The 23,010-nt window shown below is 53.9% G+C and carries 18 protein-coding genes; 9 read left to right on the forward strand and 9 right to left on the reverse strand.

Annotated elements, in window-relative coordinates:
• Positions 1-20: 20 nt before the first annotated feature.
• The gene (locus ACSPJT_RS12390; protein WP_435892868.1) at positions 21-1,139 is read right to left on the reverse strand and encodes a formylglycine-generating enzyme family protein; all 1,119 of its coding nucleotides are present in this window, start codon (positions 1,137-1,139) and stop codon (positions 21-23) included.
• Between the two features lie 165 nt (positions 1,140-1,304).
• Between ACSPJT_RS12390 and ACSPJT_RS12395 the strand changes: the two genes are divergently transcribed.
• A complete protein-coding gene (locus ACSPJT_RS12395) occupies positions 1,305-2,936 on the forward strand; it encodes a hypothetical protein (protein WP_435892869.1) in 1,632 nt (543 codons plus the stop codon).
• A 2-nt stretch (positions 2,937-2,938) separates the two neighbouring features.
• Here ACSPJT_RS12395 and ACSPJT_RS12400 read toward each other — a convergent pair whose 3' ends face one another.
• From ACSPJT_RS12400 to ACSPJT_RS12415, 4 genes are read right to left on the reverse strand one after another with little or no spacing between them, the layout of a single operon-like run.
• Complete coding sequence (locus tag ACSPJT_RS12400) at positions 2,939-3,631, reverse strand: DUF1573 domain-containing protein (RefSeq protein ID WP_435892870.1); 693 nt, start codon at positions 3,629-3,631, stop codon at positions 2,939-2,941.
• A 6-nt stretch (positions 3,632-3,637) separates the two neighbouring features.
• Positions 3,638-4,156: a hypothetical protein gene (locus ACSPJT_RS12405; protein WP_435892871.1), complete on the reverse strand. Its 519-nt coding sequence runs from the start codon at positions 4,154-4,156 to the stop codon at positions 3,638-3,640.
• A 37-nt stretch (positions 4,157-4,193) separates the two neighbouring features.
• Positions 4,194-4,766 (reverse strand): hypothetical protein, encoded by a 573-nt coding sequence (locus tag ACSPJT_RS12410; protein WP_435892872.1) that lies wholly within the window; start codon positions 4,764-4,766, stop codon positions 4,194-4,196.
• A 45-nt stretch (positions 4,767-4,811) separates the two neighbouring features.
• Entirely contained in the window at positions 4,812-5,549 is a 738-nt protein-coding gene (locus ACSPJT_RS12415; protein ID WP_435892873.1) for an RNA polymerase sigma factor, read from the reverse strand.
• A 165-nt stretch (positions 5,550-5,714) separates the two neighbouring features.
• On the opposite strand from ACSPJT_RS12415, the gene ACSPJT_RS12420 reads away from it, so the two are divergent.
• The 4 genes from ACSPJT_RS12420 to ACSPJT_RS12435 all read left to right on the forward strand — a co-directional run bounded on the left by ACSPJT_RS12420 (position 5,715) and on the right by ACSPJT_RS12435 (position 10,613).
• The gene (locus ACSPJT_RS12420; protein WP_435892874.1) at positions 5,715-6,332 is read left to right on the forward strand and encodes a UvrB/UvrC motif-containing protein; all 618 of its coding nucleotides are present in this window, start codon (positions 5,715-5,717) and stop codon (positions 6,330-6,332) included.
• Positions 6,333-6,354: 22 nt separating this feature from the next.
• On the forward strand, positions 6,355-7,467 hold the full coding sequence (locus ACSPJT_RS12425) for a protein arginine kinase (protein ID WP_435892875.1): 1,113 nt from the start codon (positions 6,355-6,357) through the stop codon (positions 7,465-7,467).
• Positions 7,468-7,479: 12 nt separating this feature from the next.
• Positions 7,480-9,987 carry an ATP-dependent Clp protease ATP-binding subunit gene (locus ACSPJT_RS12430; RefSeq protein ID WP_435892876.1) on the forward strand — a complete coding sequence of 836 codons (2,508 nt, stop codon included), beginning with the start codon at positions 7,480-7,482 and terminating at the stop codon, positions 9,985-9,987.
• Between the two features lie 176 nt (positions 9,988-10,163).
• A complete protein-coding gene (locus ACSPJT_RS12435) occupies positions 10,164-10,613 on the forward strand; it encodes a hypothetical protein (RefSeq protein WP_435892877.1) in 450 nt (149 codons plus the stop codon).
• A gap of 59 nt (positions 10,614-10,672) precedes the next feature.
• Here ACSPJT_RS12435 and ACSPJT_RS12440 read toward each other — a convergent pair whose 3' ends face one another.
• Positions 10,673-11,827, reverse strand: coding sequence for a helix-turn-helix domain-containing protein (locus ACSPJT_RS12440; protein ID WP_435892878.1), 1,155 nt, complete (start codon positions 11,825-11,827; stop codon positions 10,673-10,675).
• 109 nt (positions 11,828-11,936) lie between these two features.
• Here ACSPJT_RS12440 and ACSPJT_RS12445 point away from each other — a divergent pair, with 109 nt between their 5' ends.
• A complete protein-coding gene (locus ACSPJT_RS12445; RefSeq protein WP_435892879.1) occupies positions 11,937-12,311 on the forward strand; it encodes a VOC family protein in 375 nt (124 codons plus the stop codon).
• Positions 12,312-12,315: 4 nt separating this feature from the next.
• Here the strand turns inward: ACSPJT_RS12445 and cls are convergent, their stop codons facing one another.
• Genes cls through recJ form a run of 3 tightly spaced genes read right to left on the reverse strand, consistent with a single transcriptional unit; the run spans position 12,316 to position 17,563 of the window.
• Positions 12,316-13,761 carry a cardiolipin synthase gene (cls, locus tag ACSPJT_RS12450; RefSeq protein WP_435892880.1) on the reverse strand — a complete coding sequence of 482 codons (1,446 nt, stop codon included), beginning with the start codon at positions 13,759-13,761 and terminating at the stop codon, positions 12,316-12,318.
• Positions 13,762-13,789: 28 nt separating this feature from the next.
• Complete coding sequence (gene recG / locus ACSPJT_RS12455; RefSeq protein WP_435892881.1) at positions 13,790-15,829, reverse strand: ATP-dependent DNA helicase RecG; 2,040 nt, start codon at positions 15,827-15,829, stop codon at positions 13,790-13,792.
• A 15-nt stretch (positions 15,830-15,844) separates the two neighbouring features.
• Positions 15,845-17,563, reverse strand: coding sequence for a single-stranded-DNA-specific exonuclease RecJ (gene recJ, locus ACSPJT_RS12460; RefSeq protein WP_435892882.1), 1,719 nt, complete (start codon positions 17,561-17,563; stop codon positions 15,845-15,847).
• A gap of 131 nt (positions 17,564-17,694) precedes the next feature.
• Between recJ and ACSPJT_RS12465 the strand changes: the two genes are divergently transcribed.
• From ACSPJT_RS12465 to ACSPJT_RS12475, 3 genes are all read left to right on the forward strand, one after another.
• Positions 17,695-19,938 carry a VIT domain-containing protein gene (locus tag ACSPJT_RS12465; protein ID WP_435892883.1) on the forward strand — a complete coding sequence of 748 codons (2,244 nt, stop codon included), beginning with the start codon at positions 17,695-17,697 and terminating at the stop codon, positions 19,936-19,938.
• Positions 19,939-20,064: 126 nt separating this feature from the next.
• Entirely contained in the window at positions 20,065-21,264 is a 1,200-nt protein-coding gene (locus ACSPJT_RS12470) for a vWA domain-containing protein (RefSeq protein ID WP_435892884.1), read from the forward strand.
• Between the two features lie 645 nt (positions 21,265-21,909).
• Entirely contained in the window at positions 21,910-22,968 is a 1,059-nt protein-coding gene (locus ACSPJT_RS12475; RefSeq protein ID WP_435892885.1) for a ribonucleotide-diphosphate reductase subunit beta, read from the forward strand.
• Positions 22,969-23,010: the final 42 nt, after the last annotated feature.

The following is a 23,010-nucleotide window of genomic DNA, read 5'->3' on the forward strand; positions in this document are numbered from 1 at the left end:
AATTTATTTCACCGAGAAGATTAGAGGTCCTCTTTGTTACGCTCGGGCGACCACCAATCCGTGTTCCAGTAGCGATGCATTTCCTCGGCACTTGGAATTTTCACCGGACGCACAATTCGGAAACCGACATGTTGACCGTCAGTGTGATACCAGACACTTTTCGGTATCTGAGGATCTTCTTGTTTCCAGTCTGGCGCAGATCCTAGTCGAGCGGCACTACGTGTCGCTGGAGCTTCACTGTCCCAACTGCCACCTCGCACCGTTCTTGGGTAACGTGTGGTGGGGGCGTTCCATGGATTCATCTCTCCGTCCTTGAGTTTGCCGTAGAATTTATCGCTGAACTGGTCCAGCACCCACTCGGCAACGTTGCCGTGCATATCGTGAAATCCCCATGGGTTGGGTTTTTTCAAACCGACTTTCTGGTAGGTGAAGTTCGAGTTGTCTGCGAACCATGCATGGTCTCCAAGCTTTGACTCATCATCACCGAACGACCAAGCGGTGGAGGTTCCGGCGCGGCAGGCGTATTCCCACTCAGCCTCGGTGGGGAGGCGATAAAAATGTCCGGTTTGTGCACTCAGCCACTGGCAGAATTTGCTGGCCGCGTGTTGGGTCATGTCCATGGCCGGATGGTCTGGATCGTTGACGAAGCTGTTGTTCAAAAACATGTCGTGATACTGCGGTGTCGGCTGGCTGATGACGTCGCTGAGTTCGTCTTTATCGGAGGGCGACATCAGGGTGCCATCCTTGTTGCGCGGCTTTCCGTTTTTGTAATATGGATTGTAGAGTTTCCAGGTGATCTCAGTCTTCGACATCCAGAAAGCATCGACCTTGATTTTTTTCTGAGGTCCTTCGTCGGCATTGCGGCCTGGTTCCGCATCCGGCGAGCCCAGCTGGAACTCTCCGGCTTTGACGGGCAGCATTTGCAGCGTCGCGTTACCTGCTTTGGGAACAGTTTCAGTATAAGCTTTGAGCGGCGATGGAGTAGCGGCTGACTTGACGATGAGTTGGTGCACCTTCTTGGTGACATCCAGTTTGGCTGCCGCTGGGAGCTCGGTTTTGGTTTCCTGAGCGAGAAGCAATGATGGTGTTGCTATGCATAATAGGAAACAGCTGGGTGATGGTGATTTGCGTGATTTCATGGAGCGGAAAAGCATGGATTGTTAGGCGATGTGGAGGGTGTCATTTATGGCAGTAGCATAGCAGCAGGAAATACATTTTAGGTCTCTAGATGTTACACCTTGCTAGGTTGACAAGAACACGGAAGTTGATAGAATACGGACCCCTACCTCCCATTCTTTGCACTTATGCAACCTTCTACGACAATTACTTTCCACTGCCCGAGCTGCGGCATGAAGCTTCAAGTGCCGGAACACATGGCTGGCGTGACAGGTCCCTGTCCCCAATGCTCTGCGAACATTATAGCACCACAGCCTGCCCCTCAACAAGCAGCTGCTCCCCAACAAGCCCCAGCTCCCGCGCCTGTTCAGCAAGCGCCATCTCAGCCAACGCCGCCTGCCCAGCAGGCCCCTGCTCAACAGCAGCCACAAGCTCAGTATCCGGCGCAGCAAGCACCTGTGCAATCTCAACCGCAGCAGCAACAGCAGCCTATTTCGCTTCAGCAGTCGCCACCGCAGCAACAAGCTTCAGAACAGCCAGCTCCCCAGCAGCAAGCTCCAGCTCCCCAGCCAACTCCGCAACCTCATCCGTTAACGTCGGCGTTGCTTACCAAACCCGTCGAACAGCCGCCAGCGGCTCAATCTTCGTCCAGTCCAAGTGCAGGTGGTTCAGGCGAGTCCTCGTCAGCAGGAACGGCAGTGCGCCGTTCGCATGAGTCGACCAGTCGACGTCCACGCTGGATGCGAGTGGTTTTTCCTCTGGCATTTCTTCTGGTGGCAGCCGCATTGGTTCTCGTGGTTTTACAAGCCGTCGGCTTTGTGAATCTCTGGGACTTTAAAACAGGGAGCACGCCCACTGCTCCTCCCACGCCGAAGCCCACCGCACCCAGCGAGGTGAAAAGTGATGTTCAGCCGGATGTTCCCGCTCCGGATGCAACGCCAAATCCAGAGTCGATACAAACGCCATCACCAGCAGCGCCCACACCACCACCCAAACCAGTGACAGAGCCTGCGCCACCTACCGCACCAGGTGAGTTCCCTGACTTGGCACCGCCGCCGGCACCAGGGGGTGTTTCCTCCAAGCCGCCAGCCGCGCCAGGAGCTGCGACATCACCTCAAGTTAAGAACCCGCCCAAAGCGGGTTCTTTGGTCGAAGGCCGGCGCTTTTTGGCCAATGAAATCCTCGATCAGTTCCTGTCGGCCAAAACATTGGAAGAGCGCCTTCCCCTGATGACCAAGAGCACTCGCAGTCATGAGGATTTGAAGAAGAGCTGTCTCGCCGGTCCGTTGAAGACGGTGAAGTCAAATTACTTTGCAGAAATGGTGCCTCGGCTGGAGGATGACATGCGTCAGTATTTATACTATGTGTCTTTCGAAGATAAGACCGAGATCCGTGAGAGGCTGCTCATGGTTGTGCAGGTAGTGGAGCGCCCGGGGATTCATCCGCCGAGAGTGCATGCGGACGCATTCATCGAGCATTATGAGAAACTGTTGGAAAACTACGCCGAGAAGCCGACGGAAAAAATCACGACGTTTCACTGCATCGCCGAAGCCCGCACGGCTGATTTGGTAAAAAATCTACCGGAAGAACTCAAAAGCCAGATGATCCGGCTGGAGATCAAGAGTCACCCCCGCGGCGAGCCGGCCTTCGATGCCTTCTTGAGTAAAAACTCGCCGTTGATGGACCGCATCGGGCCGCGTGGCGACTTCCCTTATGTCGAGCCGCGGTTCTGCGTGTTGTCGTTCCGATGGAACACCAAGAACGCCGAACACAAATTCATCGAGCTAACCGATATTGTGACTCTTGGCTGGGAAAAGTAGGGCTACTTTTTGCGGCGCACACAGACAAATGCCTGCTGCCTCTGGTAGCGTTTGATCGCCGAGTCTGTGGTCAGCTTGATCATGCCGAAGGCAGGTGTGCTGACATCGGAGGGAGTGACTACAAGTTCATACTCCCAACCATCGCGGATGGTTTTGATGGTGTAGGGGAATGCCGCATTGGTTCCGCTGTGGTTGAGGATGCGGATGGGTTTGTCATGATTGACTTTGAGTTTGAAGGATTTGGTTTCCTTTTCCCCGCCTTGATCCCAGAAGATGGTCTTGGGGGTGATGTCAAAGAGCACTGGAATCTTGATGGCCACTGTGAGCACGGTGGAGGGGCGCTCGGCGCTGTCGTCCTCGGTCCATAGCATCACTGTTTTTACCTGGGTGCCGGAAAAACTGCCGAGTTCAAAGTCGATGAGGATTTTCCCCTTTTCACCTGGCTTGTAGGCCATTTTTCCATCCTGGATGCGTGCACTCAGGCACGAGCAGGCCGAGTCCCAACGCGAGATGGTGATGGTGCGCTTGGAGGTGTTTTCAAAGGTGTAAGGAACCGTGAGCTTGAGAGCATCCGGTTTGGCGGTGACGTCCACGCGATTGCTGGCAAAGGTCAATCCGTTAGCCGCCTGAACCTGAAGTGGGGCCAGAACGGTGAGTAAAAGGCATGGGAGAATGCGGGTGAAACAGTGAAACATGGATGTCTATGGGCTGGTGAGTTTGATGAGTTCGATGGAAATGATCAGTCTGCCCCCGCGCCATTTCGGACCGAGGATCAGTAGTGGTCTGCCTTTGAAGAGGACCGGATCACTTTTCATGACCTTACGCTTGTGTTGCCAAAGTTCAAGATCGAGACGCAATCCACCATTGTCAGAACGTCCGCGGGACTCAAAACTTAGCATAATTTCCTCGGAAGGCTTCAGCGGTGATACCCAGTTTTCATAACTGCGCAGAACCGATTGGGCGTCTTGCCCGAGCATACGGTAGTTTTTAAACTTGGTGGTTTCGATGGCTTGCAGCCGCTTGACTTGGGAGTCGGGCAGAGGTTTGGCATTATTTCCCAGCTCGGGCACCGCATCATTGGTGCCGTAGTAAATGGTGGCACGGATCTGGCCGATTTTTTCCTTTCCGGAGTCCTTCTTAGTTTCCTGCGCACTCAGAACAGCCGGACTCATCACGAGTAGGAGTGGCAGCAGGAAAGTGTAGATGGCTCTGGCGGACATGATGGTGAATCTCTGGGGCTGGGTTCAGCTGAACGGATTAGTAATACTCGCCCGTGTTGACCATGACCTTGCCGGAGTTCTTCGGCGTGGGACCTCCGACCATTTCCAGATCATCAGGAATGTCATCCAGGCCCTCGAGCACGATGACGGTGGCTTCCTCGTTACCGGAGACGAAAATATTCGCTTCCACGCTGCTGTCCGGAGTGTAAACGGTGGATGTGGCAAGCACTGGAGAAGTGGTTGCCTGGGCAGGATTTCCAGACTGCATCTGGGTGCCGAGGTAGAAACAGATCGCCATCGCACCGGCCGCCACAGGGGCGACCAGCCATTTCCAAAAGCCGGACGGTGAAGGAGCAGGTGCAGGTTCGGGCGCCGGCTGATCTTCCTCGATGGCGTGGAGGATGCGTTCGTTAAAGAAGTCAGGGTAGGGAGGTTCTACACTCGCCGGAATGTTGTCCTGAATGCTGCGGCTGAGGGCGGAGATGGCATCGCGCTCGGCGAGAAGCTCAGGGTGGTCTTTCGCCCAGGCTTCCATGCGAATAAGATCATCGCCTTCCAGCTCACCGTCCATCCAGAGGGTGAGTGTTGTTTCGTCAGGTGGTGTGTTCATGGCTTTGTGGATTGGTGGTTAGGCCGTGGGAGAGGGGCTGGTATCTTAGAGGGTAGAGAGTGAGATTTGAAGTTTTTTTCGCGCGTAGTGGAGTCGACTCATCACGGTTCCGATGGAGTTGTTGGTGATGTCGGCGATTTCCTTGTAGTCGAGTCCTTGGACCTCGCGCAGCAGGATGACTTCGCGGTGTTCTTCGGAAAGCTTGGCGATGGCGTCCTCGAGTTGCTTGCGAAGCTCCTCGCGCTCCATGGCCTGATCGGGCCTGGCCTCGTGATGAGGGGTGGTGAGGGCGCTGGGTTCTATGGTTGAGGCGTCGAAAATCTCATCGTTGAGCTCGCCGTCGCCTTGGATCTTGTGCTTGCGCAGCCAGTCGTAGACCACGTTGTGGCTGATGCGGAACAGCCAGGTGGAGAATCGAGCCTTGCCTTCGAATTTGGGCAAAGCGCGCCACGCTTTGATGAAGGCCTCTTGAGCGAGGTCCCATGCATCGGCGTCGTTTTTGACCATATTGACAATCATGGCGTATATTCTTCCACGGTGTTTGCTGACCAGCCGATCGAAGGCCTTGGTGTCGCCTGCCTGGGCTTTGCGGACCAGTTCGACGTCTTCTGCGGCATCCTCTGCGGTGCTGATTTCGTTGTTTTTATCTTGTTTTGAGGCTTCTGACCCGCCCCCCGACGTCACGTCGTTGCGCCCGCCGCTGGCCGGCGTGGGGCCGGATGCTGAGTCGGGTGGAACGGGTCCATTCAGCCGATAGGACGTGAAGTGGCGGAAAATATTCATTTAAAAAATCAAAGAATCGGCGGCCACAGACTGCATCCGTACCGGAGACTTGGCAAGGCACAAGAGAAGTCGACCTATACCGCCAAATTGATGCAAATCCGGTGGATTCTGAGAGGTTCCAAAATCCACGGTTTGGCTGTGGTTGTATACCCGGCGGAAAAAATCGTGCCATCCAACGCTTTTCCTTTCGCATTTGCTCTGGGGAGGTCTACGATGCTCGCAGCGATGCAATGCGACTACTGTGATAGCAAGGCCACCGTCTTCTTTACCCAAATCATCGACGGCAATTCCAAGAAATCCTGCCTCTGTGAAAAGTGTGCCATGAAGAATGGGGTCACGGATCCGGAAGGGTTTCTTTTGGGCAATATGGACCCCTCGAAATTATCGGCGAAGGCGTCGTCTGCTGTTGAGGGTGTGAATTTTAAACCGGATGCCACCGCGGGTGGAGCAAGTGTCCCCCGGGAACTCGGAACCGGCATCTGCCCGGGCTGCGGATTTGCCTTCGAGGATTTGAAAAAAACCGGTCGCTTAGGCTGCAGCCAATGTTATCAGTTCTTCCGCGAGGAGATAAAACACAACCTCGGCGGCATGCACAAGGATACTAGCCACGTCGGTCGCGTGCCCGAGGGCATGCTCGAAGCCTTCGAACATCGTCAGAAATTAGACCAACTCGAGCAGGACATGGAAGCCGCCATCGGTGCAGAGGATTACGAAAAGGCAGCCGCCCTCCGCGATGAGATACAAAAGCTCTCCGAGAAAAAGTCCGAAGCATCCGAGTCCTAACAGGCCAGCGATAAGTTGAACCATGATGAGATTTTCCACATTATTAAAACACCCAGCCGATTGGATGACCGGCGCGGACTCGGACAGCGCCGTGGTTCTCACGAGCCGAATCCGGCTGGCCCGCAATGTCTGCGAGACACCATTCCCCGGCTGGGCGCGCAAGGAAGAGCGCATCGAAATCATGTCTGCGCTCCGTCCGGCGATCGAGGAGTTGCCAGAGATGAAAGACGCATTTTCCCACCAGCTGAGTGAGTTGACATCGGTGCAAAAGCAGGTGCTGGTGGAGCGACACTTGATCAGCCGCGAGCAAGCCGCTCGCAGCGAGGGCAGTGCCGCAGTGGTTAATCGTAATCAGACACTGAGTGTGATGATCAACGAGGAGGATCATCTGCGCCTACAGTCCATCCGCTCAGGGCTCCATCTTCAGGAGGCTTACGAATTGATCACTCAAGTCGATGAGCAGTTGGAAAAAACTTTGTCCTACGCCTTCGATCACGAACTCGGTTACCTGACCGCGTGTCCTACAAATTTGGGCACCGGATTACGTGCTTCTGCCATGCTGCATCTTCCCGGTCTGGTCATCAGTGATCACATCGGACAGGTGATTCAAGCTGTCGGCAAACTCGGCCTGGCCGTTCGCGGTATCTTCGGCGAAGGCACCGAGTCACTTGGGCATCTATTCCAAATTTCCAATCAATCCACCCTCGGCGAAAGCGAACAGGATATCATCGATCGTCTGGAGCGCGTGATCAGAAAAGTGCGCGACCACGAGCGCGATGCTCGGTTAAAACTGGTGGAGGATGATCCCCAGATGATTGCGGATAAAATCGGCCGGGCCTACGGTATGCTGAAATACGCTTACGTCATCGATTCCAAGGAAGCGCTCACCCACCTGTCGTTGATCCGGCTCGGTGCGGACATGGGGTGTTTTCCAAAAGAGACTTTGCAGCTGTGTGACGCCTTATTGATGGACATCGAGCCAGCGCATCTTCAACATCATGCAAAACGCAAACTTAGCCCCGAGGAGAGAGACACCTTGCGCGCTGAAATAATACGTAGCAGGTTGCAATCACTCCCAACACCTGTTATTAATTTTATAAATCATACAAATTCTGAGGAATCACCTCCGGCATAATCAGCTAATATCATGAATAATTTCACACCAAGAGCCCAACAGGTCCTTGCTCTCGCGCGCAAAGAGGCGGATCGCTTTAACCATAATTACGTGGGAACCGAACACATTTTGTTAGGTCTCATCAAGTTGGGTCAAGGCGTCGCTGTCAGCGTGCTGCAGAACATGGGTCTGGATCTCGAAACCGTCAGAATCGAGGTGGAGAAACAAGTAGGCTCAGGGCCGGAGCAAAAGATCAGTGGCAACATTCCTTACACTCCGAGAGTGAAGAAGGTGTTGTCGCTTTCTAACAAGGAAGCCCAGCAGCTGGATCACTCCTACGTGGGAACCGAACACTTGCTGTTAGGTTTGCTGCGTGAAGGTGAAGGTGTTGCCGCCCGCGTGCTGAGCAGTCTCGAAGTGGACATCAATCAGACCCGCCAAGAAATCCTTGCCGAAATCGACCCGAACTTCAGTCCAGAGGATATGGAGGACGAGTTTGAGGAGTTCGAAGACGAGAATGACGAGCCAGATGAGATGGAAGGTGAGGGAAAAACCAAAACCCCCGCGCTGAAAGCATTCGGCCGCGATCTCACCAAGCTTGCTGAGAAAGACAAACTCGATCCTGTGATCGGCCGTGAGTCCGAAATCGAGCGGGTGATTCAAATTCTCTGCCGCCGCACCAAGAACAACCCTGTCCTCATCGGTGAGGCCGGCGTGGGTAAAACCGCCATCGTCGAAGGCCTCGCCCAAGAGATCACCAGCGGTAACGTGCCGGAACTTCTCCGCGACAAACGCGTGGTCACACTCGACCTCGCTCTGATGGTCGCTGGAACCAAATACCGTGGCCAGTTCGAAGAGCGCATCAAGGCCGTCATGGATGAAATCCGCAAGGCAGGAAACGTCATCCTGTTTATCGACGAGCTGCATACTATCGTAGGTGCCGGGTCCGCCGAGGGTGCCATGGATGCCTCTAACATCATCAAGCCCGCTCTCAGCCGGGCCGAGCTCCAGTGCGTGGGTGCCACCACCATGAACGAGTATCGTAAGTTCATCGAGAAGGACTCCGCGCTCGAGCGTCGTTTCCAGAAGGTGAAAGTGGATGAGCCGTCTCAAGAGGATGCGATCGCCATTTTGCAAGGGCTCCGTTTCAAATACGAAGAGCACCACAAGGCGAAATACACCCAAGAAGCTCTCGAAGCTTCGGTGAAACTTTCCTCCCGCTATCTCTCCGACCGTTTCCTGCCGGATAAAGCGATCGATGTTATCGACGAAGCCGGCTCGCGCGCAAGGATCGGTCAGATGACCCGTCCGCCGAAAGTCAAAGATCTCGAAGCGAAGATCGAAAAAATCCAGGAGGAAAAAGTCGCCGCCATCAACGATCAAAACTTCGAGCAAGCCGCATCGATGCGTGATGAGGAGAAAAACGCCAAAAAGGAACTCGAAGATCTCGTTGCCACGTGGAAGGCCGAAAGTGAAGAAACCATCGTCGAAGTCGGCGAGGACGAAATCATGGCCGTCATTTCCAAATGGACCGGCGTTCCACTCCAGCGCATGGAGCAGAAGGAGGCAGACAAACTTCTCAAGATGGAGGAGAAGCTCAAGGAAGCCGTTATTGGTCAGGACACCGCCGTGGTGACCATTTCCAAAGCCCTGCGCCGCTCGCGCGCCGACCTCAAGGACCCACGCCGCCCGATCGGTTCGTTCCTATTCCTCGGACCCACCGGTGTTGGTAAGACTTACCTTGCACGCAACCTTGCCGAATTCATGTTCGGTGATGCCGATAGCTTGATCCAGATCGACATGTCCGAGTACATGGAGAAATTCTCCACCTCGCGCTTGATCGGCTCTCCTCCAGGCTATGTTGGTTATGAAGAAGGTGGTCAGCTCTCTGAAGCTGTCAGACGTCGTCCTTATTCCGTGGTGCTCTTTGACGAAATCGAGAAAGCTCACCCTGATGTCATGAACCTGCTGCTCCAGATTCTGGAGGAGGGTATGGTGACTGATTCCTTCGGTCGCAAGATCGACTTCCGAAATACCATCATCATCCTCACCTCTAACGTGGGTGCCTCCAGCATCAAACGTCAGACCTCGCTCGGTTTTGGCGCAATGCAGGCTGAAGATGGAGACTTCGAAGGTATGAAAGAGAAGATCCTCGAGGAGGCGAAGAAGCAGTTCAAACCTGAATTTCTCAACCGTCTTGATGACACTGTGGTCTTCCACATGTTGGAGAAAAAGGCACTCAACGTCATCGTCGATCTCGAATGCTCCAAGCTCTACAAGCGCTTGCAGGAAAAAGGCATCGAGATCAAACTCGACAAGGCCGCTCGCGAACTGCTGATGGAAAAAGGCTACGATCCAAACTACGGTGCGCGTCCGATGCGCCGGGCTGTGGAACGTTACCTCGAAGACCCATTGGCCGAGTCCTTACTCCGCGCTGACATCAAGGAAGGCGACACCGTCAAAGTCACCCGCAAGGCTGACAGTGAGGAGTTGATTTTCAAGCCAGTCCAGCCGAAAGGAAAAGGTAAGGCGAAGGCCTGATAGCCAAGTCTAACCAAGAATTTAACAAACACCCGTAAGCGTATGCTTGCGGGTGTTTTTTTAGGCTCCAACATTGAAACTTGAGTTCTAATAATCTTTGTGTGCATGCTGCCATGTTATCGATCGTCAGAAATGTTGATTGAATAACCCAACCCAATAAACAACAGCACAGAATTATGGACTTTAACGAAGAAACACAAAAACTGGGAGGCAATGCCGTGATCCGTTATGCGCTACTCCTGTTAGGCCTGCTCATCTTCCTGCTGAGCCAGGGAATCCTTACATGGAAGAGCACATCGGCGAGAGACGCAGCAGGTCAAGTGGAGGCCGTGCAATATAAGATCGCTCTGCTAGAGAAAGAAAAGGCTGACTCGGATAGCGCTGATGACAAAAAGGAGTATAGCGAAGAGATCAAAGGCCTCAAGGAGAACGACATGGAGAAGGTCAGGATGGAAGCAGCCGAGGAAAATGTTGATTCCAAGACTGGAATTTGGCTGTGGAGCATGGCACGACTGAAAGGTATCGGTATCATGTGCCTTGGCCTACTCGTCATCGCTGGCACAGGAGGCAGTCACGAGAAAATCGGTGCGCTGATCGCACTGGGATTGTTAGTGACTCGAATGTAACAATGCTTTGAGCAGTAATCTCCCGGAGTCAGCGCTTGCAGGCTCCGGGATTTTTTTGATCACTCGCGATTGTTTTTACGGAAGTCAGTTGGTGTCACGCCTGCTTCGCGTTTGAAGAACACCACGAATGCACGCCGATCCATGAAGCCTACCAGAGGTGCCAGTTGCGCCATAGGTAGATCTGTTGTTAGTAGTAGCTCCCGTGCCCAATCAAGGCGAACACGGCGAATTTCTTGGGCGGGTGATTGACCTGTGAGAGCAATGAACCGTTTTTCGAATGTGCTACGCGAGACATTGATCTCACTGACCAGCATGTCCACGGTGATACCTTCCCGAGCACGCTCTCTGATGATGCTCCGGGCGCGAAGAATTTCCAAATCACCTTCGGATTGACCTAGGGTAGAACCTCGGACTCGGACTCCATGCACCGGAACCATCTCGTGCTGATTAACGAGCTTCTCACCAGCCATCAGTTTTTCTAACTTTGCCATGCCCCGTGAACCGGTCTGAATGTCACGCAGAACGATGCTTGAAAGCGGGGGGTCGCAGAGTTTGGCATCCACGGAATCGAAGCAGCCTAACACCGCCACTTCTTGCGGGATCTTGATGTTTTTGCTGACGAGGTAATCAGTCACTAAGCGGCCTCGCAGATCGTGTCTTGAAAAAATTGCCAAAGGCTCGGCCCTGTTAGAAACTGTTTCCTCAAATACAGGGCAAATCTTTCCTAATCTCGGCACATCTTGGGCACCCAGTCCGTCTGGCATGTATGCCGTTGTTAGTTTGATGTTTCTGGATTCACAAAGTGGCAACATGGAGTCCTCCAATGTGGGCTTGGTCACAGAACCTTCAGTATCAATCAAAAGAATGTGTTTGTAGCCCAAGCTGTCGAAATGCTCGACAGCTGTCCTAGACATCGAGCTGGTGTCGGTGCCTGCTGAAGGGTGTCGGCCAGACGGCCAGCCTGTCATGTTGACCACCGGAACGTCGACATCACTCAGCCAGTGGTCGGAGTTGTCCGAATAGCAAGTGATGATGCCATCCGGGTTCCATTCATTGGTGAAGACGTCTTCTTTGGCGACTTCGTAGACGGAAAATTTACGGAAAGCGCAACGCTCTCTGACGCCGGGCAAGGAGAGAATGCCATCGATCAATCGAAATGGTCTTTCGTAATTGTCCTCCAATAAAATGGCAACATTCTTCCGCGTTCCGCTCACAACTTCATAATTATCTCACATGGAGCCGTAATGCAACCCCACTCGCTGGCAACCACCACGATTTTTGTTGAGCTCTTGACGCCACGCGTCATCGGCTCCACAAATGGACATGATCAAATTTCTTCATACCAGAATCCGTGTCTCCAATCCCGATGCCAGCATCGAGTTCTATGAAAAACTTGGCTTTGAGCTAGGCGAGCGTAAAACTTCACCTCAAGGTAACAAACTGGCGTTCCTTCACCTCCCAGGCAACGATCACTTTCTCGAGCTGACATACTCCCCGGACTACAATGTGGATGTTCCGGAAGATCTGATGCACACCGCTGTTGGGGTTGAAGACATCGTGAAATATTGCGATGAGCTTGAGACCGGCGGGATTGAAATCTGGCCATCCGAATGGCGCAAAAAATTCACCTCAGGGGAAAGAAAGATGGCCTTCGTCACCGATCCGGACGGCTACGAGGTAGAGATCCTCGAACGCTAAGCTTTTACAGCAAGGGGCCTAACAAGCGGAATGCATCCTCTGTGAATCGATGTAGGGTAGGCCGTTGTCGCCACTCCTCGAGGTCAAGCATGGTTGATTGATTGAGATACTCACGTTGAAGCTGCAGCAGCTTGTTAGTAAACTCAGCATCGTATATAAACAACGAGATCTCAAAGTTCAGCCACAGGCTGCGGATGTCTAGGTTGACAGATCCAAACAAGCTGACCGAGCCGTCGATGGTGATGCTTTTTGTATGCAGCAACCCTCCTTCGAATAACGCAATCCGAACACCAGCGGACATCAAGTCATCAAAATAAGCAACGCCGGCAAAACGCACTAACAGGGAGTCGTTTTTCGCAGGAACGATCAGTGTTACTTCCACCCCACGGGTAGCTGCGGATAGCAGAGCCGTGAGGATGGACTCCTCGGGCACAAAGTAGGGTGTGGTGATGATCAGCTCTCGGCGGGCCGAATAGATGGCCGTAAGAAACAGCTGATGAATGGCTTCAGGTCTGAGCCCAGGACCGGAGGGGATCACTTGCGCGGTGATGTTTCCGTGTTTGGTAATTTGTTCGGTAGGTTTGGGTGCTTCGAAGCTGGTGCCATTTTCCAGACTCCAGTCGAAGCTGAATACACCGGCAAACTCGGCGATGATGGGACCCTGGATCCTCACCATGGCATCCACCCACGCTCCTACTCCTGAATCGGTTTTGAAAATGCGCGGGTCGGCAAGGTTTTGACTGCCTGTGTAAGCGATGGCGTCATCGATCACGACCACCTTCCGATGATTGCGCAGATCTCTTCTAACAATCATATTCCGGATGAACCCTGTGGGCAGCGCCGCAGTTAGTGTCACACCGGCTGAACGTAATTTTTTAGCCTGGGAGCTGTTCAGAAAGCTCTTGCTACCGATGGCATCCGCGAGAGCAAGACATTCCACACCTCGTGCTGCAGCCCTTGCCAAGGCATCGACCACATCGTTTACCCGACCACCTTCATGCCAAATGTAGAAGCCCAAGTGGCAGCTGTTCTGCGCGGCATCTATATCTGCAATGAGGGAGTCGAAGATGGTTTGAAAATCGGATAGTATTTCTACGCTGTTACCCTTGAGTGCAGGGATGCCTAACATCTGTTGTGCATGGAGACGCATGGGTTCGGACTGTTCATCGATGGGTGCTTTTACCGCGTCCTCTTGCTTACGCAGCGTGTGGAGCCAACTTGAGATGCCTTTCAATGAGGCCGACATGTAAGCTGCTCGGTGTTTGCCGAGACGTTTTTCTCCGACGAGGAGATAAAGAAACGCTCCGATGCCGGGAGTCGTGGAAATGACTACTAACCAAGCGAGAGAAACTCCTACGGGTGCCCTCCGCATGATGACGCGCACACTGAGCCCCACCACTACTAGCCAGTGTAGGCAGACGAAGATGGTGCTGATCACATTGGGATTCATCGGCTGGTGGTTAGGTTAGCACAGTGGACTATCCTATTTCAACCTCGCCATCGTGAATCAAGCGCAGTAGGGCAGGGGACTTCTTGAGTAAGGGGTCATCGGCAATCACCTTTTCCGCGAGGCTGCGGGCTTCACGAATCAATTCGGTGTCGGCGAGGAAATCGATGAATTTTAAATTGGTAAGGCCACTCTGCTCAGTACCTAACACATCACCGGGTCCACGCAGCCGCAGGTCAGCTTCGGCGATCTTGAAGCCGTCCGAGGTGTCTGCCATGACTTGAAGTTTTTCCATCGCATCAGCAGATTTACCATCGGTGGCGAGGATGCAGTAGCTCTTGTGTTCACCCCGGCCGATACGTCCACGCAGCTGGTGCAGCTGAGCCAAGCCGAAGCGTTCAGCATTGTGAATGATCATGGTGTTAGCGTTGGGCACATCGACACCGACTTCGATCACGGTGGTTGCGACTAAGACATCGAGTTCAGCATCGCGGAAGGCGGTCATCACCGCGTCCTTTTCTTCGGGTTTCATTTTCCCGTGAAGAAGGCCGACTTTGAATTTGGAAAGTCGCTTACACCATTTCTCAAACTCGACCGTAGCGGCCTCCGCCTTGAGGGCGTCACTTTCCTCGACTAGCGGATAAACAAGATAAGCCTGCCGCCCACTGGTGAGTTGCTCTTTGAGGAACTTGGTGATGTCTGTGACTTTTGGTTTCTTTCGAACGGCTGTGATAACCTCGCCTCGACCCGCTGGGCGTTCATCGAGGATGGAAACATCCAGATCCCCGTAGATGGTGAGTGTCAGAGTGCGTGGGATAGGTGTGGCAGTCATGACCAGAACATCAGGCATCACCCCCTGTTGGATGAGTGAGGATCGCTGGCCGACGCCAAACTTGTGCTGCTCGTCGATGACGATGAGACCTAGGTCATTAAATGCAACGTTGTCGTAAAGCAGTGCGTGAGTACCGATGATGATCTGCGACTCACCGTCCATCTCAAGATGGGCGTCTTCTTTTCTGGAGCCGGTTCGGAGGGAAATGCGAAGGCCAAGAGGTTCCAACCACTTTTTGAAGGTAAGGTAATGTTGCTCCGCCAAGATCTGGGTGGGTGCCATCAACGCTGCTTGGACACCAGAATCGACAGCTAACAACATTGCGCACAGCGCGACGAAAGTTTTTCCCGATCCCACATCACCCTGCAGCAGTCGGCTCATGGGAAATGGCGACCGCATGTCTGCGATGACTTCTTTGACGCTACGTTTCTGTGCTTCTGTTAGGTCGAATGGCAGGCTGTGGTAGAACTCGGTGAGAAGTTTGGTTTTTTTGCCAAGAACCCGGCCTTGATGCTCGCGCACTCTCGCCCGTTTCCAAACCACACTCAACTGGAGGGCGAAGAACTCTTCGAGAGCGAAGTAACGTTTGGCTGCTTCAGCCTGTTCCAGAGATTCAGGGAAATGCGCCTCACGGAGCGCCTCGTGTCGAGGGTAAGTGGGGTCGACATCGTAGACCGGTGCGAGACAGCTGATGTCGGTATTCTCTAGCAGCTTATAGGCGTGCTCACGCAGACGACGCTGGGGAATGCCGCTGACTCCTTTGTAGATGGGAACGATACGTTCCAAGTGAATCGACACCTCATCGCTGTCGCCCACGATCTCATAGTCCGGGTGATCCATGACCATGCCGCCCTGATACTCTTTTGGTTTGCCGTATATAACCACCTCATGGCCTTCGGCTAGGGCGTTCTTCATCCACGGCATGTTGAACCAGCGGCAGGTAATTTTGTTGGTTCGCAGTGCGTTCTCGTCTCCTTCGAAAACGACAGCTTCGTAGAACTGTTTTCTACCACCGAATCGTTTGACCTGAGTGTCCACGACCATGCCGCGCAGGCATAGCGCGGTACCACCTGCTTGGGCTGGAAAGGCATCGAACATGCGCCTGTCCTCATAGCGCTTAGGCAGCCGATCGAGTATTTCCCCGATGGTCGTGATACCGGCCGAGCCGTAAGCGAGCACGTCTTTAGCGCTGATGAAATCAACAGCCGTCAGTGCGTCGTCGCATCGATACCCGCTCATCGTTGTCTTGATCTGTTAGTCTGACTTTTGATGCGCCCTCACATCCTGAATGACAATTTGCAGGCTAGTCCGACCTCGGAAAACATTCCTGTTAATAGTGAATGCGATATCCCATGGCTGCTCTGGCAAATCACGCTGACCTGCGCCGAAGAACATTGCATTTTTCCAGCACTCCTTCTGTTTCATCGAAAGGCGGAGGTGGTGGTTTTTGAGTTCTTGCGGCGGTTCGGTAAGCCAGACTTCGCGGGTCATGAACAGAGGTTCAGGGTTTGAAGCACCGAAGGGTTGTAGCAGTTCGTAGCTTTTCAGGAAGTCGAGAGACAAGGCCGGGAAATCAATCTCGGCATCCAGGTGGAGCCTAGGCTTGCGGTCGTCCTCGCTGACGTTACTGGTGACATAGTCGGCAAAACCTTTGCGGAAGGCATCGATTTTGTCTTCGTGCACGCTGATACCTGCTGCCATGGCATGTCCGCCTCCGGCTTCTAACAAGTCACGATTGGCGTTGATGGCATCCATCAGTGAAACTCCACCGATGCTCCTACCACTTCCCTTACCAAGTCCATGCTCATCGATGGCGATGATGAAAGCGGGTTTGTGAAAGCGCCGCATCATTCTTGAGGCAACGATTCCGACTACCCCCGGGTGCCAGTCGCGTGAACCTAACACAATCACCGGATCATTGGGATCGCACTCGGTTTCCAGTCGCTTGAGTGCGTCCTTGTGGATACGCAATTCTTCACCTTGGCGGGTGCGATTGTGCCCATCGAGAGTGTTAGCTAGCGAGATTGCTTCGGCGCGGTCCGCGGTAGTCAGTGTCGCCAGAGCATCTTCGGGTCGGTCCATGCGGCCGGCGGCATTGATACGTGGCCCGATTCTAAATCCGACATCGGCACTGGTAAGGGGCCCTTTGACTTGAGCCACTTCCATCAACGCCTTCAAGCCTTCGTTCTTCGTCTTGGCGAGGAATTTCAATCCATGACGCACTAACAGACGATTCTCATCCACCAGAGGCACAATGTCCGCGACGGTGGCAAGCGCTACCAAATCCAGATGCTCCTTGAGGTCGAAGGTATCGACCATGCGTGTCTTCAGCAGGGCATGAGCCAGCTTGAAGACAACTCCAGCGGCACAGAGGTAATCAAATGCTTCTCCGGTCTGTTCTGGGACGAGCGACGCGCACTTGGGATTGACTACCGCAACGCATTCAGGTTGCCCCTGTGGTGGCGGTTCGTGATGATCCACTACGATCACATCAACCCCCTGAGAAGTGAGCAGTTCGATTTCAGAAAGTGATGCCGTGCCACAGTCGACCGTTACTAACAGATCAGGCTTTGGGCCGTCCTCCATGCAACGTTTCAACGCCGCTTCATTGAGCCCGTATCCTTCTGGCCCACGGCGCGGAATGAAACTACGTGTTGAGACACCATAGGCCCGCAAGACACGAGTCAGCAAGGTGACCGAGGTGATGCCATCGACATCGTAATCACCGTAGACACAAACCTCTTGGCCAAGGTCGACAGCCTGCAGGATCCGATCCACCGCAGCCTTCATGTCTGGCAGTAGAAAGGGATCGTTCAGGTCCTTCAGCCGAGGATGGAGAAACCGTTCCATCTGCTGAATTTCCACCCCCCTCTGGCACATCATACGCACCAGAATTTCGGGAATACGATCATCCACATCAGGTGGAATTTCGGGGACCTCGGCGAGGATCCATTGTGACTGCTTGTGACTCATGGGCAGAGGCTAGGGATGGCTTGATGTGACCACAAGAACAGAAAGATCAGGAGCGTCATGCTTTTACATCCACTTTACACACAGGAGTGGAAAATGGGGATAGTTTCGAACCATCAAACTAACTAAACCCCATGAAACGTAGAGAAATAGTCAGAATATTTGGAGGCACTGTCATCACTGGTGCCATCGCGCCTAGAGAGTTATTTGCACACGCTGTGCCACATGGCCACTGGCATCCGCCAGTCCTGCCTCACGTCAGGCATCTGCCACAGCATTCCCAGCCAGTCCGAGTCAGCGGAGTGGATGTTTCTGTTAGTATCATTGGCAGAGTCGCTGTCACTACCATGACGATGACGCTACATAATGCGGGTCATAGCCAGCAGGAATCCGAGGTGCTGATCCCAGTGCCTGCCAATTCAGCGATCCATGAATTTGGTCTCGAGGGGGCGCAGGGGAAGTTCCCCGGAAAGCTGATTCCGCGCGACGAGGCCCGCCGGATTTATGATGAGATTGTTCGCCGCTCGCTTGATCCGGCTCTACTTGAATTCGCCGGCAATGGTTTGGTGAAATCCAGCGTCTTCCCAGTGCCCGCCCGAGGCTCCAGTCGAGTGCGTTTGGTCTATGAACAGATTCTGGAAATCGATGGCGACCGCATCGACTACGCTCTCCCCCGCACCGAGTCACCCGCCTATCAAGTACCATGGGCGGTCGAGGTCGATTGGCAAATCAAAGGTGGCATCGCGGGTGTCTACTCGCCCAGTCACGACATGGCAGAACGCCGTGTCGGTGGGGCCCGAATGAAGCTGACGAACAGCGGCAAGATGCAACCTGGATCATTGTTGCTATCAGCCACTCGTCGGGAAAAAGACGGAGCCACCGCCTCGATCATGGCTTATCCGGAAAATAAGAATCGTGGCTATTTCCTCCTCCTGCTCTCGCCCCCAGCCATCGAGAATAAACAATCCGTCAAACGCGAACTCACCATCGTCATTGATAAGTCCGGTAGCATGGCCGGCGAGAAAATCGAACAGGCTCTCAAGGCCGCTACCCAGACCATCGAAGGACTTGAGGACGGCGAAGCATTTAACATCATCGTCTACAACGAAGCCGTAGAGCATTTCGCTGCGAAGCCGGTGATCAAAACTCGAGAGGTTTTGTTAGAAGCGCGAAAGTTCATTGCCGGAATCCGAGTCAGCGGCGGCACGAATATCCACGATGCCCTGCAGACTGCGATCCATCAGAATCCGACTCCAGACATGCTTCCCATCGTCCTTTTTCTAACCGATGGTGTGCCGACCATTGGCCAGACACAGGAAAAGAAAATCCGCGCAGCCATCGCCGCCGGGAACACACATAAGCGCCGCATTTTCACCTTCGGAGTGGGCGTAGATGTGAACACCCCTTTGCTCTCGAGACTAGCCGATGACAGCCGGGCCCGAGCCACCTATGTTCTTCCGAAAGAGGACGTAGAAGTCAAAGTAGCGCGAGTTTTCCGTCGCCTGTCAGGCCCAGTGCTCAGCGAGCCCAAGCTCACGACCGTTGACCACCAAGGCCAACCTCTTGCTGGTGTCGTCACTGATATCATGCCCGCCCGTTTGCCTGACATGTTCGATGGCGAGCAGCTGGTGGTCATCGGCAGATATCACCATGAGAAAAAACTCCATTTCACCCTCACAGGTAACGACCTCAAAGGACCGCGCCATTTCCACTTCAATCTATCACTGAAGAAATCCAGCAAGGCGAACTCGCACGTGCCGCGTCTCTGGGCGACGAGAAAAATTGCCGTCCTCACCGAAGCCCTGCGTGATCTTGGATCTGAAAATGGAACCGCCGTGAACATGCAGGACCCCAAGGTCAAGGAGCTGGTGGACGAAATTGTCCGCCTCTCTACCGAGCACGGTGTCCTCACCGAATACACCGCCTTTTTAGCCCGAGACGGAATGGTCTTCGCCAACGACATGCACAGACGTGCCGTCACTCGTGCCAGTGCCGAGATCAAAGGCAAAGCCGTAGAAAAACGCTCCGGTGCTGCCTCAGTGAACCAGGACTGGAACATCGGCAAGGCCAAGTCCGCCACCAAGCTCAATCGCGATAACGGATACCTGAATGACAGACTCGAAAAGGACAGCGTAGGAGCCCTCTGTCAGATCGCCGACAAAGCCTTCTATCGCAACGGCAACGAATGGACCGACTCATCACTGGCGGGCAAAAAAATCGACCCATCCCAGTCGGTCACCGTCAACGTCTCAAGCCCGGAGTTCAAAAAAATCGCCACCCGTCTCATCACCGACAACCGCCAAAGCTGTCTAGCACTAGGCGACAACATCCGCATCACCATCGACCAAAAAACCTACCTCATCCAATCCGGAAAGTAGGACAGCTTTGCAAGCCGTCATCAACCCAAGGAATAATCAACCCAAGCAAAAAATTTCGCTCAATTAGCCAGATTCGCGGTCAAAAAAAAATCCCCGCAATCATCAACCCACAAACCCAACAAAACAATGAAAACACCAACCCACATCACCACCCTCGGCCTCGCCGCATTCCTCGCCATTCTCCCAGCCAGCGCGCAGGAGAAAGCCACACCGACTACCAAGGAATCCAAATCTGTGGCCACGGCCCCTGCCGAAAAACCAGGTCAGGCCAAAGTCCAGATCGCCATTCTGCTAGACACCAGCAGCAGCATGAACGGATTGATCGAACAGACCAAAACCCAGCTCTGGAAAATCATCAACACCTTCATCGACGCCAAGCAAAACGGCCAGGTTCCCTACGTGGAAGTCGCCCTCTACGAGTACGGCAAGTCCGCCCTCAGCAAAGAAGAACACTGGATCAAACAAATCCAGCCATTGACTCGTGATCTCGATGAAATCAGCAAACAGCTGTTCGCCCTCAAGACCAATGGCGGCGATGAATATTGTGGAGCTGTCATCCGCCGTGCCGTCACCGACCTCAAATGGGACCCGTCTAACAAAGTCTACAAAGCCATCTTCATCGCCGGCAATGAGCCCTTTACCCAAGGCCCAATCAAGGTGGACGGAGCCGTCAAAGATGCCATCGCCAAGGGCGTCATCGTCAATACCATCCACTGCGGCAACGAGCAGGCAGGCATTTCCGGAGGTTGGAAAAATGGAGCCATGCTCGCTGATGGAAAGTTCCTCACCATCGATCACAACCGCGCGGTCGTGCACATCGAAACGCCTCAGGATGCCGAGATCGTCAAACTCAATGCCGAACTCAACAAAACCTACCTAGCCTATGGCAAAATGGGCGCGTCCAAGAAACACGACCAAGTAGCTCAGGATGATAATGCCAAAGCAAAAGCCGCCAGCGGTGCCTCTGTCCAACGCGTCGTTTCCAAGGGCAGCGCTAACTACTGGAATGGCAACTGGGACCTGGTCGATGCCTGCAAACAAAAGGACTTCGATATCACCAAGATCGAGAAGAAAGACCTGCCCAAGGAAATGCAGAACATGACCCCAGAGCAGTGCAAAGCCCATATCACCAAGATGGCCAAAGAACGCGCCAGCATTCAGAAGCAGATCATGGAGCTGAACGACAAACGCACCGCCTACGTCGCCGCCAAACGCAAAGAGCTCGCCGAGAAAGAAGGTAACAAAGCCGAGAAAACCCTCGATGAAGCCGTAGCCGCTACCGTCCGTGCCCAGGCCGAGAAAAAAGGCTACGCATTCAAGAAATAGCCACGTCAGTGGTAGGGCGAACGCTCGGGAGGGAAGATTGGCCCAATCCTCCGGATCAAAGCCAGTCAGCTAAATCCCACCCGGTGCAGAAAAGACGCCTCAAATACATCCCCCCGTCTACCCTCGGATCCACTTCGCTGGATTCGGGGGTAAATTTTTTATCGCCCATGATTCCAGAGTTTCGGGATTATCGAGGCCGTTTACGGAGTGGTTTTTGGCAGATCCGAAGTAAAAATTTTAAAAAGCTGGCAGCTGTCTCGATGGCACGGCTTGTGGCGCATTTTTTTTGAGCCCCAGTCGGAGCGGCCTACCAGAACCTTTGGGTGGTTAGAATTGCAAGCAACTGTTGGGGGCTCTAGGGTTTGGGGCTTCACAAGTAAAAACAGGCGCATTGCTGAAAATAAGCAAAACCACCACATGTTGTATTGTTAATAATTTGTGGATACTATATGGACAGATTTAGTTTGACGATTTGGACCATTTTCGGGCACTATCCGAAAGCTGCGCGGATGGCACCGACCGGATGAAAATCAACCGGAAATCCTGCCAAAACCCCTCCGCAAAATCAGCTTCAACCCTGTAAGAACACCCCTGTTTTTCTCTCCCGATTGCATCTTTCCATCCCCTTTTTCACCCTTACAAATCATGGCTGACACCATCACTATCACTCTCGGCGAACGTACATTCAACTTGGATCGCGAGAAAGCCGAAGAGGCCTACGCCGCCAAGAAAGTGCTCAACGGCCGGAACTCGATGTTTTTCAACATCCTGCCGCTGAAATACAACTGGGCCTACGCACTCTACAAGGAGATGAAAAACTCCCACTGGGAACCTGCCGAAGTGTCCGTGAATACCGACATCGCCGAGTGGAGCCAGCTCGGTGAGCCCTGCCAGAAGATCTACAAGACCGCCCTCGGCGCGTTCGCCCGCTCCCAAGAGCTGTTCCACTCCCACGGCATCTACACCGTGCGTGATCTGGTCACCGCCCCCGAGCTGAAGCTGGTTTTCGGTCGCTTCGTCCATGAGGAAAACACCCGCTGCGATGTCCTCGTCCACCTGCACGGCTCGCTGCAAATCAACCCGATGGAATGCGCCGCCCTCGCCGCCATCCCAGCCTTCGCCGCCAAGAAACAATTCATCGCCGAGAAGCTCAGCCCGCTCGATCGCAATACGGACACCACCACCACCGCCAACAAACAAGCCGTGGCACGGAACATCTTCCTCATCAACCAGGTCATGGAAGGCACCCAGTGTTTCGCCCTCTGGGCCTCCCTTTTCTCCCTCGCCGCCCAGAACAAAACCCCCGGCACCGGCAAGATCTTCCACAAACTCATCGGCGATATCACCTTCCGCCTCAGCCTGTTCGACCAGTTGCTTCAGGAAATGGTCACCGAGAACCCGGACATCTGGACCAATGAGTTCAAGGACGAGCTCACCGGCTACATGACCGATGCCGTGGAGCTGGAAAAGAACCTCATCGCCGCCCTCCCAGTCGCCGATGCCGGCCTCGATCCAGACTCCCTCTGCACCTACATCGAGTTCCTCGCCGACGAGCGCCTCTCCGCCTGCAAGCTCCCGCGCCAATATCACCACGCCGCCAGCCCCTTCCCATGGCTCGACGAGCAGCTCCACCTAGCCAGCAACACCGCCGCCCACATCGGAGCCAGCACCCTAGACACCACCTTCGACGACGACGATCTCTAACGTGGCATGACCGTCCCGGTCATGATCAAACCCCCGCCGCCC

The organism is Oceaniferula spumae (assembly GCF_042849255.1).
Lineage (GTDB): Bacteria > Verrucomicrobiota > Verrucomicrobiia > Verrucomicrobiales > Akkermansiaceae > Oceaniferula > Oceaniferula spumae.